The organism is Marivita lacus (assembly GCF_014637725.1).
Lineage (GTDB): Bacteria > Pseudomonadota > Alphaproteobacteria > Rhodobacterales > Rhodobacteraceae > Marivita > Marivita lacus.
The window spans coordinates 439,913-455,127 of sequence record NZ_BMFC01000002.1 but is presented as its reverse complement, the minus strand read 5'-3'; the positions used below and the strand labels follow the sequence as shown (position 1 = coordinate 455,127).

At 62.7% G+C, this 15,215-nt stretch carries 14 protein-coding genes; 5 read left to right on the top strand and 9 right to left on the bottom strand.

All coding sequences use genetic code 11. The features are described from left to right. Nucleotide 1: 1 nt before the first annotated feature. Nucleotides 2–889, bottom strand: a complete 888-nt coding sequence (locus tag IEV82_RS06900) for a PfkB family carbohydrate kinase (protein WP_188481254.1) — start codon at nt 887–889, stop codon at nt 2–4. Between the two features lie 124 nt (nt 890–1,013). On the opposite strand from IEV82_RS06900, the gene IEV82_RS06895 reads away from it, so the two are divergent. Continuing rightward, entirely contained in the window at nt 1,014–2,195 is a 1,182-nt protein-coding gene (locus IEV82_RS06895; protein ID WP_229747717.1) for a trans-sulfuration enzyme family protein, read from the top strand. Beyond that, nucleotides 2,192–3,241: a sensor histidine kinase gene (locus tag IEV82_RS06890; protein ID WP_188481253.1), complete on the top strand. Its 1,050-nt coding sequence runs from the start codon at nt 2,192–2,194 to the stop codon at nt 3,239–3,241. The genes IEV82_RS06895 and IEV82_RS06890 overlap by 4 nt, the downstream gene beginning before the upstream one ends. A 521-nt stretch (nt 3,242–3,762) precedes the next feature. Here IEV82_RS06890 and tsf read toward each other — a convergent pair. Continuing rightward, complete coding sequence (gene tsf, locus IEV82_RS06885) at nt 3,763–4,638, bottom strand: translation elongation factor Ts (protein ID WP_188481252.1); 876 nt, start codon at nt 4,636–4,638, stop codon at nt 3,763–3,765. 90 nt (nt 4,639–4,728) lie between these two features. Next, nucleotides 4,729–5,499, bottom strand: a complete 771-nt coding sequence (gene rpsB / locus IEV82_RS06880) for a 30S ribosomal protein S2 (RefSeq protein ID WP_188481251.1) — start codon at nt 5,497–5,499, stop codon at nt 4,729–4,731. A 288-nt stretch (nt 5,500–5,787) separates the two neighbouring features. Here rpsB and IEV82_RS06875 point away from each other — a divergent pair, with 288 nt between their 5' ends. Beyond that, complete coding sequence (locus tag IEV82_RS06875; RefSeq protein ID WP_188481250.1) at nt 5,788–6,384, top strand: hypothetical protein; 597 nt, start codon at nt 5,788–5,790, stop codon at nt 6,382–6,384. A gap of 120 nt (nt 6,385–6,504) precedes the next feature. Here the strand turns inward: IEV82_RS06875 and IEV82_RS06870 are convergent, their stop codons facing one another. The 5 genes from IEV82_RS06870 to IEV82_RS06850 form a co-directional block, all read right to left on the bottom strand. After that, nucleotides 6,505–8,145, bottom strand: a complete 1,641-nt coding sequence (locus IEV82_RS06870; protein WP_188481249.1) for an ABC transporter substrate-binding protein — start codon at nt 8,143–8,145, stop codon at nt 6,505–6,507. A gap of 197 nt (nt 8,146–8,342) precedes the next feature. Next, the gene (locus IEV82_RS06865; protein ID WP_188481248.1) at nt 8,343–9,644 is read right to left on the bottom strand and encodes a HupE/UreJ family protein; all 1,302 of its coding nucleotides are present in this window, start codon (nt 9,642–9,644) and stop codon (nt 8,343–8,345) included. 92 nt (nt 9,645–9,736) lie between these two features. Beyond that, nucleotides 9,737–10,258, bottom strand: a complete 522-nt coding sequence (locus IEV82_RS06860) for a gamma carbonic anhydrase family protein (RefSeq protein ID WP_188481247.1) — start codon at nt 10,256–10,258, stop codon at nt 9,737–9,739. Next, nucleotides 10,255–10,896: a guanylate kinase gene (gmk, locus tag IEV82_RS06855; protein ID WP_188481246.1), complete on the bottom strand. Its 642-nt coding sequence runs from the start codon at nt 10,894–10,896 to the stop codon at nt 10,255–10,257. The genes IEV82_RS06860 and gmk overlap by 4 nt, the downstream gene beginning before the upstream one ends. Nucleotides 10,897–10,899: 3 nt before the next feature. Beyond that, nucleotides 10,900–11,790, bottom strand: a complete 891-nt coding sequence (locus IEV82_RS06850; RefSeq protein ID WP_188481245.1) for a YicC/YloC family endoribonuclease — start codon at nt 11,788–11,790, stop codon at nt 10,900–10,902. A 166-nt stretch (nt 11,791–11,956) separates the two neighbouring features. Between IEV82_RS06850 and IEV82_RS06845 the strand changes: the two genes are divergently transcribed. Beyond that, entirely contained in the window at nt 11,957–12,520 is a 564-nt protein-coding gene (locus IEV82_RS06845) for a PAS domain-containing protein (protein WP_188481244.1), read from the top strand. Between the two features lie 49 nt (nt 12,521–12,569). On the opposite strand, the gene IEV82_RS06840 is transcribed toward IEV82_RS06845, so the two are convergent. Then, nucleotides 12,570–13,940 carry a class II 3-deoxy-7-phosphoheptulonate synthase gene (locus tag IEV82_RS06840; protein ID WP_188481243.1) on the bottom strand — a complete coding sequence of 457 codons (1,371 nt, stop codon included), beginning with the start codon at nt 13,938–13,940 and terminating at the stop codon, nt 12,570–12,572. 169 nt (nt 13,941–14,109) lie between these two features. Between IEV82_RS06840 and IEV82_RS06835 the strand changes: the two genes are divergently transcribed. Continuing rightward, nucleotides 14,110–15,114, top strand: a complete 1,005-nt coding sequence (locus tag IEV82_RS06835) for a GlxA family transcriptional regulator (RefSeq protein WP_188481242.1) — start codon at nt 14,110–14,112, stop codon at nt 15,112–15,114. Nucleotides 15,115–15,215 lie beyond the last annotated feature (101 nt).

The window sequence follows — 15,215 nt, the reverse complement described above, 5'->3', positions numbered from 1 at the left end:
GTCAGGTTCCTCCGGCGACATAGGCGGCAGCTGTGGCAAGGGCGCGGTGCAGGGCGGTGGGCCTGTCTGCGCCGCGCAGTTCGGACGCGATATGGGCGGCCATGAACGTATCGCCCGCGCCTGTCACGCGGGTGACCATCACCTCGGGCGGGCGTTCGGCCAGAATGCCCTCGGGCGTGGCGTCGCAGGTGACATTGCCGCCATCGGTGACCAATGCGCGGGCGGCCCCCCGTTCGACCAGAGCAGCCCCGGCCTGAGGTGCGCTCGCGAATTCGGTCTGGCAGAGCAGCCCGGCCTCTTCGAGATTGACGTAAAGCACGCCCTTGCCGGCGCGGATGAAGGGCAGCAGGCGTTCTGCCTTGCCCGGCGAGGCAGGCGCGATGCGCAGGTCCGCGGCGGCAAAGGCCGGGTGGTGCACGATCTGGTCGAGCAGCGATTCCGTCAGGTTGCCATCCAGCGCGATGAGACCGAGGAAGGGGGCTTCGACAAAGCCGACGGGGCCGGTGATCAGCGGGCGCAGGATCTTGTCGCCTGCCTGTTCCAGCGAATGGGCATCCGCAATGGCGGCGATCAGACCGTTCTTGCCTTCGACCGCCATGTATTGATCCGTGGGAAGATCATCCGAGCGGTAGAGATGATCGGTGATCAGGCCCAGCCGGTCACAGGCTGCCACCAGTTCAACGCCCTCGGGGTCGCGCCCGACAACGCTCAGCAGCGCGGGCAGAAGGTCGAACCGCGCCAGTGTCATCGCGATGTTGAGCGCCACGCCGCCGGGCAGGCGGGTGATGTGGCCGGGCACATCGGCACCCTGCTTCATGTGGCGGTCGGATCGGCCGATCACGTCCCAGAGGACAGAGCCGATGCAGAGGATGTCGGGGCGCTGTGTCATGTGACTGTCTTCGCCCGAGTGCAGCGCCAGCACAAGGGTGCGGATGACGCGCGCCGCCCATTGTTGCCGCCCACGCTTTGTGGCAGGCCTGCGCACAAGAACTGAACGGAGACTTGCGACAATGATGAAACCCACCCTGATGCGTCCCGGCGGTCTGCCGTATTCCGCGTCCACCCCCGTGGTGACTCCGCTGATGCCCTCGGTGGTCTATGCCAGCGACACTCCGGATCAGCTCGATGACCAGTACGAGGGTCGCACCGAAGGCTACACCTATGCGCGCGAAGGTCATCCCAACGCGGATGTGCTGGCGCGCCGGATCGACGCGATGGAAGGTGCTCCGCAACCGGGGCTGGTGCTCGGGTCCGGCATGGCGGCAGTGACGGCGGTACTTCTGGGCCTGTGCAAGGCCGGGGATCACGTGGTGGGCGGTGACCAGCTGTATGGGCGCAGCTTGCGGATGATGCGGGACGATCTGCCCCGGCTGGGGATCGAGACCTCGCTCGCCGATCCAACCGACGCAGCGGCAATGGCCGCAGCGTTGCGTCCCAACACCCGGCTGGTGCTGATCGAGGTGGTGTCGAACCCGACGCTGCGGATCGCGGATGTGCAGGGCATCGCGGATCTGTGCCGCGACAAGGGCGTGCTGCTGGTGGTGGACAACACCTTCACCACGCCGCGCGCGGTCCAGCCGTTCGAGCTGGGCGCGGATGTGGTGCTGCATTCCGTAACCAAGCTGCTGGCCGGGCATTCGGACGTGACACTGGGCTGGGTTGCCGCGCGCGAAGCAGCCGATACCAAGGCGATCTATGATTTCGCCGTCACCACCGGCATGACGCCCAGCCCGTTCGATTGCTGGCTGGCCGAGCGCGGGCTGATGTCCTTCGACCTGCGGTTCGACCGCGCCGAATCCAACGCCGCGCGGCTGGCCGATCATCTGGCCGGGCAACCTTTGATCAAGCGGGTGCTGTATCCGACACGGCCCGACCACCCGGACCGCGCCCGCGCGCAGGGGCTGCTGCAGGGGCGCGGTTGCAACATGGTGAGTTTCGAGCTGAACGGGGGCAGGGCCGAGGCCAATGCCTTTACCCAGGGCGCGCACCAGATCGCCTTTGCGCCAACGCTGGGCGATGTGGGCACCACCCTGTCGCATCCCGCATCCTCGTCGCACCGGGGGCTGACACCCGAGGGCCGCGCCAAGCTGGGCATGACCGAAGGGTTCTTTCGGGTGTCTGTAGGGCTCGAAGACCCGGACGCGCTGATCGCGGCCTTTGACGCGGGGCTTGCCGCGGTGGCCAACGCAAAATGACCGCCACGCCCAGCGATATCCTGAGGGTGCTGGGCATTCCGGCGGTGCTGATCGCGCCGGATGACCGGATCTTTGCCGTCAACGCGGCAGCCGAATCGCTGCTTGGCAAGAATATCGAGGGGCGGCACTACATCACCGCTTTGCGCCAGCCGACCCTGCTGGACATGATCGAGCAGGTACGGCGCGACGGCACGCAGCGCGACACCCGCTACATGACCAATGACGGGCAGCACGACATCACCTATCGCGTCACGGCGGGCGCGGTTCCGATGCAGGGTCAGACGGGCATCCTCGTGTCCTTCGAGGATATCACCCCGATGGAGCAGGCGGGCCAGATGCGGCGCGATTTCGTCGCGAATGTGAGCCACGAGCTGCGCACGCCGCTCACCGCTCTGCTGGGGTTCATCGAAACCCTGCAAGGCCCGGCACGCAACGACGTGAAGGCACAGGAGCGTTTTCTCGGTATCATGGGCGCCGAGGCCGAGCGGATGAACCGGCTTGTGTCGGACCTGCTGTCCCTGAGCCGCGTCGAGGCCGAGGAGCGCGTGCGCCCGGCCGACAGCGTCGATCTGGGCACGGTGATCCAGCAGACCCGCCACAGCCTCGCCCAGCTGGCCGAAGAGGCCGGGATCGAGATGTCGCTGCATCTGCCACCCGAGCCGGTGGTCGTGCCGGGCGATCCCGACCAGTTGCGGCAGGTCCTGACCAACCTTGTCGAAAACGCGCTCAAATACTCAGGCAAGGGCACATTCGTGCGCATGAGCCTTGGCATTCCGGATTACGAAACCCGGCTGCGCGGGCTGGGGGTGCGCATTGAGGTCAGCGACACCGGGCCGGGCATCGACGCGGTGCACCTTCCGCGGCTGACCGAACGGTTCTACCGGGTCGACAGCCACCGGTCCCGCGAACTGGGCGGCACCGGGCTGGGACTGGCCATCGTAAAGCACATCGTCAATCGCCATCGCGGACGTTTGCAGGTGGACAGCCAGATCGGCAAGGGCACAACCTTTACCGTGATCCTGCCGATGGATCGACGGCCAGAGTGAACATATCCGTACAGCGGACTGCTTTCGTGCATATCTTTCTGCTTGGGATTCTGGATAAAGATAGCCTCACAAGACATTGTAATGATTTGTGTAACGCTAAAAAGTGGGCCACCAATTAGTCGCATAATCAGTATTATGTATTAAGAAGATCACCAAGACCACGCCGTGCCTCCATACCCAATCAGTTTCCAGAGACCTGTAAGTGCGTGAAAAAACTGTGAGATACTGAAAACTGGACTTCCTTGACCCTGCGTAAATTGGCACAGTGGTGAGGTTCCGTGAGTGGTGGCAATTTCGGCCAAGGAACACGGGGCCCGCACCCTCGATATTACCAAGGCTCTGCGGGTCTCATCAGAAAGACGCTTGGCTGTGTCGTGCCACGGACCTGTCCCGGTCATTGTGTCCGACCCGGCCAAGGGACCGGTCGTCCCCAACATGACCGATGTCCATTGCTCCCGCAAAAAAGCGGCGCTGTTCATTTCAACAGCGCCGCTTCCTTTACTCAGATCTGGGCCTTGGACTTAGCCCTGGGCGGCCTTTGCAACCTCGGCTGCAAAATCCTCGACCTTCTTCTCGATGCCTTCGCCGACTTCAAGACGGACATAGCCCGTGATCTCGACACCGGCTTCCTTGGCCGCGTCTTCGACGGTCAGGTCCGGGTTGATCACGAAGGACTGGCCCAGCAACGTCACGTCGCTGAGGAACTTCTTCATGCGGCCTTCGATCATCTTTTCGATGACCTGCTCGGGCTTGCCGGATTCGCGTGCGATCTCGATCTGGATCTGGCGTTCCTTTTCGATAACCGCCGGATCGAGGTCCGCCGAGGACAGCGAGGCCGGGTTCACAGCCGCGATGTGCATCGCGACTTGCTTGCCGAAGGCTTCGTTTTCACCCGACAGCGCAACCAGAACGCCGATCTTGCCCATGCCGTCGGTCGCGGCATTGTGGACATAGGACACGACCTGCGTGCCTTCGATCTTTGCCATGCGGCGCAGCGACATGTTTTCGCCGATGGTGGCGATCTTGTCGGTGATCAGATCCTGCACGGTCTTGCCGCCGACGTCCTTGGACTTGAGGCCCTCGACATCGCTTGCGGTCAGCGCCGCAGATGCGATGACATCAACCATCGACTGGAATTCGGAGTTCTTGCCAACGAAGTCGGTTTCCGAGTTCACTTCGACCGCGACACCCTTGCCGCCATCTACCTTGACGGCAACAAGACCCTCGGCCGCGGTGCGGTCGGATTTCTTGGCCGCCTTTGCGAGACCCTTGGTGCGCAGCCAATCTGCTGCGGCTTCCATGTCGCCGCCGGTTTCGACAAGCGCCTTCTTGGCGTCCATCATACCTGCGCTGGTCAATTCGCGCAGTTCTTTCACGAGTGCTGCTGTGATCGCCATCTTGGCTCTCCTCATTTCAAATTCGGGCGTGCTGGGCCGCTGTGTTCAACGGCCCTGCCCTGTCATATCGATGTAACGACGCGGTAAAGTTTAGCTTGCGGTTGCGTCTTCGGCGAGAACCTCTTCGACCGGCGCTTCTTCGAGCGCGCCGAGATCGACACCGGCTGCACCCATCTGGGCGGTCATGCCGTCGAGTGCCGCGCGGGACACGAGGTCACAATACAGGCTGATGGCGCGCGCCGCGTCATCGTTGCCCGGGATGATGTAATCCACGCCGGAGGGCGAACAGTTCGTATCGACGATGGCCACAACCGGGATACCCAGCTTGTTGGCTTCGGCGACGGCCAGCGCTTCTTTCTTGACGTCGATGACGAACAGAAGGTCCGGCACGCCGCCCATCTCACGGATACCGCCCAGCGACGCCTGCAGTTTGCCCTGCTCGCGCTCCATGCCCAGACGCTCTTTCTTGGTCAGACCCTCGGCACCGGTCGCCATCAGTTCGTCGATCTGCTTGAGACGCTGGATCGACTTTGACACGGTCTGCCAGTTGGTGAGCGTGCCGCCCAGCCAACGGTGGTTCATGTAATACTGCGCGCATTTGTCAGCGGCTTCGGCGATCGGCTGCTGTGCCTGGCGCTTCGTGCCGACGAACAGGATGCGGCCGTTCTTGGCGACTGTTTCGCGGATCACTTTCAATGCTGCGTCGAGCATCGGAACGGTCTGCGTGAGGTCCATGATGTGGATGCCATTGCGCGCGCCGTAGATGAACTCGCCCATGCGGGGGTTCCAACGCTGCGTCTGGTGGCCGAAGTGTACGCCTGCTTCAAGCAGTTGGCGCAATGTGAACTCTGGAAGAGCCATTGTCGGTATCCTTTCCGGTTTCAATCCTTGGGCGGGGGTATCAGCCATGTGGCCAACCGGTGGACATTTGGGGATGTCTCCCCCAAAGGCCCGACCCCGCCTGTGGTGTCAGTGGCGCGCGTATAGCGGGTGATCACTCAACGCGCAAGAGCCGCATCACAAGCTTTCCGCCCGCGACATCAACCACCCGGAGCCTTGGCCACCGCCCCCTTTGTCTTGATTGCGGCACCGCTTCCCGTGTTACCTTGGGGTATTGGTAACCCTCGTTTCGATCAAAAGGTATTTTTCATGGGACATGAAACCGAATTGTACGGCATCCGAAAGCTGTCAAACCAAATCGAAGCCGAGCGCGTGAAGCTCATCGGCGACACTCCGACGAAACATACGGCCTCCTATGATGCCTTGGAACAGAAGATCACGGATTGGGAACGGCGGTTTGTCGACCTGAAACAGATTTGGGAACGCACCCTGAAGTCACGATCCCATTTCAATCACATGATGTACCGAAACCAACGCTTTGACGCCAATGCCTATGCGGCGCGGCAAAGATTGGAAAGCCGTGAAGCCAATGTTGCGGAAGTCTCGAAAGCCGTGGCCGAACTGGAACGGAGATTGCGGGACTTGCTGCATGCGTTCTTGTCTGGAAATGCTTCGAAAACCGCGCTTGATGCGATCGGCGGGGTTATCGAGAACCATATGAAGACGTGTCACGAGTCCGACGGCCTGACCAGCATTCCCACGATGCCGTTGCAAAATGCAGTTGCCGAAATTCGTGCCGATACCGGACACCAGCCTGCTGCGGGCGGTGGGCCCGCATTTCCCGTCATCGACATATTCACCTTGATCCTCGCCTATTTCGCTCTGCTGAAAAAGCTGTCCAAATGACATTTGCGGAGAATTACTGACCTTCCCCGGCCGGTGAGCCACCGGGTGCCGCGTACGTTCTGGAATCGGAAGGTCGGGCAAGACCGCAGACACATGAAGTACGGTCTTGCCCTTCGAAATTTATGCAGCAAAACCCAGCTTGGCGACATGGATCTCGAAGGTCGGGTGCATGTCCGCTCCCACGACGTTGGGGGCGTAGTGGCGGTAGATCGAACGCCAGTAGGGCTGAACCACCACCCCTTCCTCCTGCATGATCGTCTGCAACCGGACCATCACCTCGCGGCGGGTGTCGGCGTCGGCGATCGACATGGCCTCTGCCAGCAGTTCGTCGAATTCAGCATTCGAGAACGCGCTTTCGTTCCACGTCCCGCCGGACCGGTACGCGAGGGCCAGAACCTGCACGCCCAGCGGGCGCTGCGCCCAGTCGGTGGCCGAGTATGGGTACTTCGCCCAGTCGTTCCAGAAGGTCGATCCGGGCAGCACCGTGCGTTTGATCGGGATGCCCGCGTCGCGCAGCATCGCCGCTGCCGCATCACAGGTGTTCTTGCGCCAGGTGTCGTCGATCGAGATCAGGTCATGCTCGAAATCGGCCATGCCAGCCTCTTCCATCAGCGCCGCTGCGCCCGCCGGATCGTAAACGGGCGGTGGCAGCTCTGCGTATTCCGGGTGAAGCGGCGAGACATGGTGGTTCTCGGCCACCAGCCCGTTACCGGAAAAGCCAAGCTCCAGAAGCACGTTGTTGTCGATGGCCATGGCCAGCGCGCGGCGCACGCGGACGTCGGCATAGGGCTTCATGCCATCGATCTCGGCCTCCTGGTTGGGGCGGATGACAACGGTGTTGGCGGTGATCGCCTCGGATTTGGTCCAGCCCACGCTGTCCATCAGCAGGATGAAATCACCGATGGACTCGTAGACCATGTCGACCTCACCGGAATCGACCGCGGCGAAGATCCCGACCTGTTCGGTGCCGAAGTCGATATATTCGATCCGGTCCAGATACGCGCCCTCGCCCCACCATTGATGGTCGGGGTTCCTGAGCAGAACCGCCTTCACGCCAACCGTGTACTCACCCGGCATGTAAGGACCGGTACCGATGGGATTGTCGAGCGGATCGCCGTTGAAGCTTTGATGCACGATGGCCGCCGGGTAATCCGAGAAGCCCGCGATGATCGTGATGTCCGGCTGTTCCAGCGTCAGGCGCACGGTGGTGGCGTCGACCGCAGTGATCGCGCCCTCGCGGGCCATCTTGGTGTCCGGATCGATCAGCGATTCCATGCGCGACGCCATGGAATTGCCCTCGACCTCGCTTTCGCACCAGCGGGCGATGTTGAAGGCCACGTCTTCGGCGGTGAAGGGGTCGCCATTGCTCCAGGTGACGCCGGGGCGCACATTGAGCGTGTATTCCGTGGCATCCTCGTTGACGGACCAGCTTTCCAGCAGCGCGGGCGCAATCGAACCGTCGATCTGGTACTCGACAAGGTATTCAAGATAGCCGCGCGTGTAGTTCGACAGCTGCGGCCAGTCGAAGGTGCGCGGGTCCTTCATCGCCTTGACGGTAGACTCGATCCGGAGCGTGCCACCCGATTGCGCATGGGCCGCGGCGCGTGCCGGTTGCGAAAGACCCAGCAGGCCATAAGCGGTGGCGGCTGACACGCCAAGTGTGGTGGCGCGGGTCATGAAGTCACGCCGGGACAGCGTACCGGCGGCGACTTCGTCGGCATAGGCGCGGGCGGCGGGATGGATGTGTCTGGATATGGGCATCTTGATCTCGTCGATTTTGGGAGATGAAGGGAAAGGCAGCGGCATAGGCAAGCTGTCCGCGTGCCCCGAGCACGGTCATCGCGCTCCGTTGTTCTTCATCAGATAGCCCGTTTGCGACATGATCAACCAAAAACGACACTTCAAATGCAATCGCGCCCTTGGTTGCGAGGGCGCGATCCTTGAGTGATCCCGTCGTGCTACAGGAACACCCGCTCCACGAACCAATAGGCACCGACCAGGGCAATGACGGCGGAAGCCGGAACCGCGACGTAGCGGCGGTAGGCGTCGAGCTGGTCCACCAACGTCGCCGAAATCGCGCAAAGCACAGACAGCGCAGCCAGCGGCCAGAAGAACACCATCGCCGAGGCGCCCATGATCTCCTGGAAGCCGGGGGTGTTCATGGCAAAGCCCAGACCCGCGAAAATCACGGCCAGCACGCCGTAGAGGCCTTGCGCCGGGGCCACATCGGCCTCACCCCGGTCCACACGGATGGCGTACCAGACAAGAATGAAGGCAATCGCGATCACCGTCAGTTGCCCCAGTTCCACGCCGATATTGAACCCGATCAGCGCCGGGATCACCTGACCTTCGGGCAATCCGAAGTCACCCAGCACGGATGCAAACCCCAGACCGTGCAAGAGGCCAAACCCGAAGATCACGAAGGGCCGCCAGCGGTGCAGTTTGCCGGAGATCACGTTTTCCACCGCGACATAGACGATGGAGGCTGCGATCAGTGGCTCCACGATGCTGGCGGGCACCGACACGATGCCCAGCACCGCCATGGCCAGCGTCACCGTGTGCGCCAGCGTAAAGGATGTCACCTGCCACAACAGCGGGGTGAACCGGGTGGACAGGAAGAAGAGCCCCAGAACGAACAGGATGTGATCCAGACCCTTGGGCAGGATATGGTCGAACCCGACCGGGATATAGGTGCCGAAGGTCGCCCAGCCGCTGGCCTCGTCGCCGCCACCAAGCTGGATGTCGCCGCTGCTCTGTCCACCTTCGAGATAGCCGGTATAGGGCTCTTCAACCCCCTGCTGGCGAAGCACCAGCGCGCCATAGGCGGCGGGCCATGTCAGGCTGATCGTCTCGGCCCCATCCGGCAAGGCACCAGTGAGGCTCACCACCGTGTCGCGTGGCAGGTCGGGATTGGCCACCTCACCCACGTCAATCTGAGCGACGGTCAGGTCAACGGGCATACCGCCTGCGGTGACGTTCAGGCTCTGGATGAACTCGGCCATGCGCGGCTCAAGCTCGGCGCGCAGAGCGTCCGGCTCAAGGGAGCGCAGCCGGTCCACCTCGTTCGAGGCGTCGAGCGCGTCCGTGTTCTCGACACCTTCGAGGCTGACATCCGCGACCAGCGCTTCTCCATTGAGGGTGATCGATATGTCCACCTGTCCTTCGGCCACCTCGAGATCACCGATGGCCGGGCGCACCTCGTGGGCCGTTGCCACCGTTGCAGACAACATCAGGCAGAGACTGAACCAGATCGCTTTCATCACAATTGTTCCTTTGACCGATTGCACCAAGACTGATGCAGACACGCGGCAGTTCAAGTAAAGGTTTCAAGAAATCCGCAGGTTGCGATCCGTCAGAGTGCGGTCAGGCCATCCCGGAAGCGGCGCATGTTGGCCTGGTAGCCAAGAGCGCTTTTGCGCAGGCCCTCGATGGCCGCCTCATCCAGTGCGCGCACCACCTTGCCGGGCACACCCATCACAAGTGATCCGTCCGGGATTTCCTTGCCTTCGGTGATCAAGGCCCCTGCCCCGATCAGGCAGTTGTTGCCGATCTTCGCGCCATTGAGCACAGTCGCCCCCATCCCGATCAGGGAGTTTTCGCCGATGGTGCAGCCGTGCAGCATCACCTTGTGGCCGATGGTGCAACCCTGCCCGATGGTCAGCGGATAACCCATATCGGTGTGCAACACGCAGTTTTCCTGGATGTTGCTGCCCGCGCCCACGGTGATGACCTCGTTGTCGCCGCGCAGGGTGGCGCAGAACCAGACGCTGGCTGCCGCTTCGACAACCACCCGCCCGATCAGGTTGGCGTCAGGCGCGACCCAAGTGTCCTCATGCAATTCCGGCGCGATGCCGTCCAGAGCGTAGAGCGTCATGTCAAATCCTCGAATTCCTGTTGCAGCTTGCGGACATGCTCCACCAATCCCGGTTGCTGCAAGCGGCGCAAGCGGGTGGCGGTGACGATGGTTTTCAGTTTCTCGAAGGTCTGGTCGAGGTCGTCATTGACCAGCACGTAATCATAGCTGCCCCAATGGCTGATCTCGTCCCAGCTTTTGAGCATGCGCTTGCCGATGGTTTCGACGCTGTCCTGCCCACGGCTTTCCAGGCGGCGGCGCAGTTCGGCGATCGAGGGCGGGAGGATGAAGATCGACAGCGTGTGCTGCCCGAGAGCCGAGTTCACGATCTGTTGAGCGCCCTGCCAGTCGATGTCGAAGAGCACATCGTTGCCCGCGTCGATGGCGGTCTGTACCGGCGCGCGGGGACTGCCGTAGAAATTGCCGAAGACATGCGCATGTTCCAGCATCTCGCCATTGTTCACGTCGCGCTTGAACGCGTCTTCGCTCAGGAAATGGTAGTGTTCGGCCGCCACTTCACCGGGACGCGCCGCGCGTGTGGTGGCCGAGACCGAAAAGCGGAGGCTGGTGTCCCAATCCAGCAGCCGCCGCGACAGCGTGCTTTTGCCCGCACCCGAGGGTGAGGACAGGATGATCAGCAATCCACGCCGCTGGATCATGTCTCACTCCACATTCTGAACCTGTTCGCGCATCTGTTCGATCACGGTTTTCAACTCCAGCCCCAGCGCCGTCAACGGGGCGGATTGCGCCTTGGAACACAGCGTGTTGGCCTCGCGGTTGAATTCCTGCATCAGGAAATCCAGCTTGCGCCCCACCGCACCATCGGTCGTGAGCAGGGTCCGTGCAGCCTCGACATGAGTGCGCAGGCGGTCGAGTTCCTCGGTCACGTCGGCCTTGACCGCGATCAGCGCCAGTTCCTGAGCCACGCGCTGCTCGTCGACGCCGTCGGTCGCCTCGGCAACCCGCGCCATCGCGGCGCGCATCTTTTCGGCCTGTTCGTCCTTGCGCGCCTCGGCCACGACATCGGCCTGACGGGTCAGATCCGCGATATGATCCACCTGCCCGGCCAGCACATCCACCAGTGCTGCCCCTTCGGCCTGTCGCGAGGCGGTGAAACTGTCGAGCACCGGACCGAAATCGGTCACCAGTGCGGCGCGCACCTCGGCGGGGTCGGATTGCTGTTGCGGCGCATCCATCACGCCACGCACGGTGATGAGATCGGCGGCAGAGGAGGCGGTCAGCGACAGGCCCCGCGTCATCGCCTCGGCCTCGATCCGCAGCATCGCGGTCAGCACACGGTCAAGCTGCGCCTCGTTCAGTTCCTGAGCGGTGTCGGCCCCGTTGGAATGCAACCGCAGCGACACGGTCACGCTGCCCCGCGCCAGCCGCTTGGAGATCAGGCCCCGCAACGCCTGTTCCAGCCCGTCGATCCAGTCGGGCACCCGCACGCGGATATCGAGACCCCGCGCATTGACGCTGCGCAGATCCCAGGACCAGGTCAGGCCCATGGCCTCTCCCTGCCCCGACGCAAAGCCCGTCATGGATTGGCGCATGATGTTCCCCCGCTCCCCGTCATCAGGGCTTTGGGTTACGCTGTGCGCAGGTTTGATGCAAGCGATTGCACCCGTTGCAGAAGTTAACCATTTGTTAAGATCTCGGACCAAATTGCGGCAGGAATGTGATAGTGCCGGGTTCAGGGAACGGATGGGACCACCGGCGATGATCATCACCTCATTGACACCGCACGTGCTGAACCGCCACGCGGCGCGGGCGCTTGGGATACTGGACGCCTGTTGGCGGGGGCTTGCCGCGCAGGGCGATGTGCCACTGTGGTCACGGGTCGATCCTGCGGACATCCAGGACGCGCTGGATCATGCGTTTCTGGCCGAACGGTACGGTCAATCCCATGCGCGCATTCGCGTTGCAGGTGGATCAGTGGCTGAAATGACGGGCGGCGATTGCGCCGGTCTGCCGCTGAGCCTGATGTTCCGGCCAGAGGATCGCCCGGCCTTCAACGAGGCACTGCGCACCGCCTGTGACAGCCGCTGCCCCATCGAGTTGGACCTGTCCGTGGCGAAGCAGGATGTGGCGGCCCGCATGGTGCTCTACCCGTTGCGCGCCGAGTCAGGGCGCATCACGCAGCTTCTGGGCGGGCTGGCCCCCATCGGTGAGACTGTCGCGGCACCCTGCCGGTTCGGGCTGGTCGCAATCCGTGCCACAACCCCGCCCGTCATGGCCCCTGCCCGCAGGTCGCATCTGCGCCTCGTGGTCAACAACGCATGAAAAAGGGCGGCCCCGCAGAGCCGCCCCTTTCCGAAGTCATTAAACGCGATCAGCCTGCCTTGGCGGCGACCTGTGCTTCGCGGCGCGATGTCAGTTCCTCGGCCACGAGGAAGGCCAGTTCCAGCGATTGGGACGCATTGAGGCGCGGGTCGCAGGCCGTGTGGTAGCGGTCGCTCAGATTTTCCTCGCTCACCGCCCGGACACCGCCGGTGCATTCGGTCACATCCTGACCGGTCATCTCGAAATGCACACCGCCGGGAACGGTGCCTTCGGCGTTGTGGACGCTGAAGAACTCGCGCACTTCGCGCAGGACCAGTTCAAACGGACGGGTCTTGTAGCCGGTGGACGACTTGATCGTGTTGCCGTGCATCGGGTCGCAGACCCATGTGACGTTGGCGCCCTCCTCGGCCACGGTCTTGATCAGGCGCGGCAGATGTTCGCCCACCTTGCCAGCCCCGAACCGTGCGATCAGCGTCAGCTTGCCCGCCTCGTTTTCCGGGTTCAGCTTGGCCATCAGCACCTTGAGGTCTTCGGCCGTCGTGGTCGGGCCGCATTTGAGACCAACCGGGTTCAGCACGCCGCGCGCGAATTCGACATGCGCGCCATCGGGCTGACGGGTGCGGTCGCCGATCCAGATCATGTGGCCTGAGCCTGCAAGCCACTTGCCGGAGGTGCTGTCCTGACGGGTCAGCGCCTCTTCGTACTCAAGCAGCAGCGATTCATGGCTGGTGTAGAAATCCACCGTCTGCAGCGTATGGGCGCGGTCGCTGTCGATACCGGCGGCCTTCATGAAATCAAGCGTGTCACTGATGCGGTTCGCCAGATCGCGGTACTTGGCGGCTTTCTCGCTTTCGGTGAATCCGAGCGTCCACTGGTGGACCTGGTGCACATCGGCATAACCACCGGTCGAGAAGGCGCGCAGCAGGTTCAGCGTCGCCGCAGCCTGCGTGTAGGCCTGCAACATCCGGGCCGGATCGGGCATGCGCGCCTCGGGCGTGAAGGCCAGTTCGTTGATGATGTCACCGCGGTAGCTTGGCAGCTCCAGACCATCGACGGTCTCGGTCGGGGCCGAGCGCGGCTTGGCAAACTGGCCTGCCATGCGGCCCACCTTGACCACGGGCACCTTTGCCCCGAAGGTCAGGACCATCGCCATCTGCAGCATCACCTTGAACGTGTCGCGAATTCCGTTGGCGCTGAACTGGTCGAACGCCTCGGCACAATCGCCGCCCTGCAGCAGGAACGCCTCGCCACGCGATGCCGCCCCCAGTGCCTTTTTCAGCTTGCGCGCCTCGCCTGCAAAGACCAGCGGCGGATATTTCGACAGCTGGGCTTCGACAGCTTCCAGCTTTGCCGCATCCGTATAGTCAGGCATCTGAATCCGCGGTTTTGCGCGCCAGCCTGATTTTTTCCACTCGGTCATTGTTTCTACTCCGGTCAATGCTCGTAATTTAGCGTTAGCGGCCCCGCTATACAGAAACAGCCCCTGTCTGACCAGCAAGGAATCGCCCTCGAACGCTTGACCCCGGGCGTCTCTTCTGACCATGTGGCGCGCACCGTGCCGCAGCTTAGAGCCAAGGGCCCCGATATCCATGTTACCGACCCGCCAGAATGTAGAACTTGACCGCGTCCCCAGCAAACCGCGCAAATTCGCCTTTGTCCTGCTGCCCGAATTCACGATGCTGTGTTTCTCGGCGGCGGTGGAATCCTTGCGGATCGCGAACCGCATGGCGAACCGCAAGCTCTATGACTGGACCATCATCGGCGAGGGTGGCGTCGAGATCAGCTGTTCAGCGGGCGTGTCCTTTCGGCTGGATTCGGACCTGATCGAGTTGAACCGCGACGATGTGGTGCTTGTCTGCGGCGGCATCGACGTGCAATCGGCCACGACCAAGCGCGTCGTCAACTGGCTGCGCCGCGAGGCACGGCGCGGGTTGAAGGTCGGCGGGCTGTGCACCGCGGCCTATTCGCTGGCCTGTGCAGGATTGCTGGACGGCAAACGCGCGACGATCCATTGGGAAAACCAGGACAGCTTTACCGAGGAATTTCCCGAGGTGACGCTGACCAAGTCGATCTTTGTCGTCGATGGCAACCGCATCACGACGGCAGGCGGCACCGCGTCGGTCGATCTGATGCTCAAGATCATCGCCGACGATCACGGCGAGGAACTGGCCGGCGCGGTGGCCGACCAGTTGATCTACAACTCGATCCGCACCGATCAGGACACGCAGCGCCTGTCCGTGCCGACCCGCATCGGCGTGCGGCACCCCAAGCTGTCCAAGGTCATCCAGATGATGGAGCAGAACATCGAAGAGCCGATCAGCCCCTCGGTTCTGGCCCATCAGGTGGGCATGTCCACGCGCCAGCTCGAACGGCTGTTCCGCCGCTACCTGAGCCGCAGCCCAAAGCGGTATTACATGGAACTGCGCCTGCAAAAGGCGCGCAACCTGCTGATGCAGACCGACATGAGCGTGATCAACGTGGCGCTGGCCTGCGGCTTTGCCTCACCGTCGCATTTCTCGAAATGCTACCGCGCGCATTACGAAACAACGCCCTACCGCGAACGCGGGGCGCACGCGTCGCGGCTGTCGGTGTAACGCAGTTCACCCAAGCGCGTTTGGTGAACACATTGCTCTGAACTTCGGGCGCGATGCGGCGTGAGCGCCGTACTCACACCCTTCTCACTCTCGCGCCACTT

What these genes read in the sequence shown, in the direction of transcription:
- IEV82_RS06900 (WP_188481254.1), bottom strand. Translation starts at nt 889, where the DNA reads ATGACACAGCGCCCCGACATCCTCTGCATCGGCTCTGTCCTCTGGGAC.
- tsf (WP_188481252.1), bottom strand. Translation starts at nt 4,638, where the DNA reads ATGGCGATCACAGCAGCACTCGTGAAAGAACTGCGCGAATTGACCAGC.
- IEV82_RS06840 (WP_188481243.1), bottom strand. Translation starts at nt 13,940, where the DNA reads ATGACCGAGTGGAAAAAATCAGGCTGGCGCGCAAAACCGCGGATTCAG.
- IEV82_RS06870 (WP_188481249.1), bottom strand. Translation starts at nt 8,145, where the DNA reads ATGCCCATATCCAGACACATCCATCCCGCCGCCCGCGCCTATGCCGAC.
- IEV82_RS06895 (WP_229747717.1), top strand. Translation starts at nt 1,014, where the DNA reads ATGAAACCCACCCTGATGCGTCCCGGCGGTCTGCCGTATTCCGCGTCC.
- IEV82_RS06890 (WP_188481253.1), top strand. Translation starts at nt 2,192, where the DNA reads ATGACCGCCACGCCCAGCGATATCCTGAGGGTGCTGGGCATTCCGGCG.
- rpsB (WP_188481251.1), bottom strand. Translation starts at nt 5,499, where the DNA reads ATGGCTCTTCCAGAGTTCACATTGCGCCAACTGCTTGAAGCAGGCGTA.
- IEV82_RS06845 (WP_188481244.1), top strand. Translation starts at nt 11,957, where the DNA reads ATGATCATCACCTCATTGACACCGCACGTGCTGAACCGCCACGCGGCG.
- IEV82_RS06850 (WP_188481245.1), bottom strand. Translation starts at nt 11,790, where the DNA reads ATGCGCCAATCCATGACGGGCTTTGCGTCGGGGCAGGGAGAGGCCATG.
- IEV82_RS06865 (WP_188481248.1), bottom strand. Translation starts at nt 9,644, where the DNA reads ATGAAAGCGATCTGGTTCAGTCTCTGCCTGATGTTGTCTGCAACGGTG.
- IEV82_RS06835 (WP_188481242.1), top strand. Translation starts at nt 14,110, where the DNA reads ATGTTACCGACCCGCCAGAATGTAGAACTTGACCGCGTCCCCAGCAAA.
- gmk (WP_188481246.1), bottom strand. Translation starts at nt 10,896, where the DNA reads ATGATCCAGCGGCGTGGATTGCTGATCATCCTGTCCTCACCCTCGGGT.
- IEV82_RS06875 (WP_188481250.1), top strand. Translation starts at nt 5,788, where the DNA reads ATGGGACATGAAACCGAATTGTACGGCATCCGAAAGCTGTCAAACCAA.
- IEV82_RS06860 (WP_188481247.1), bottom strand. Translation starts at nt 10,258, where the DNA reads ATGACGCTCTACGCTCTGGACGGCATCGCGCCGGAATTGCATGAGGAC.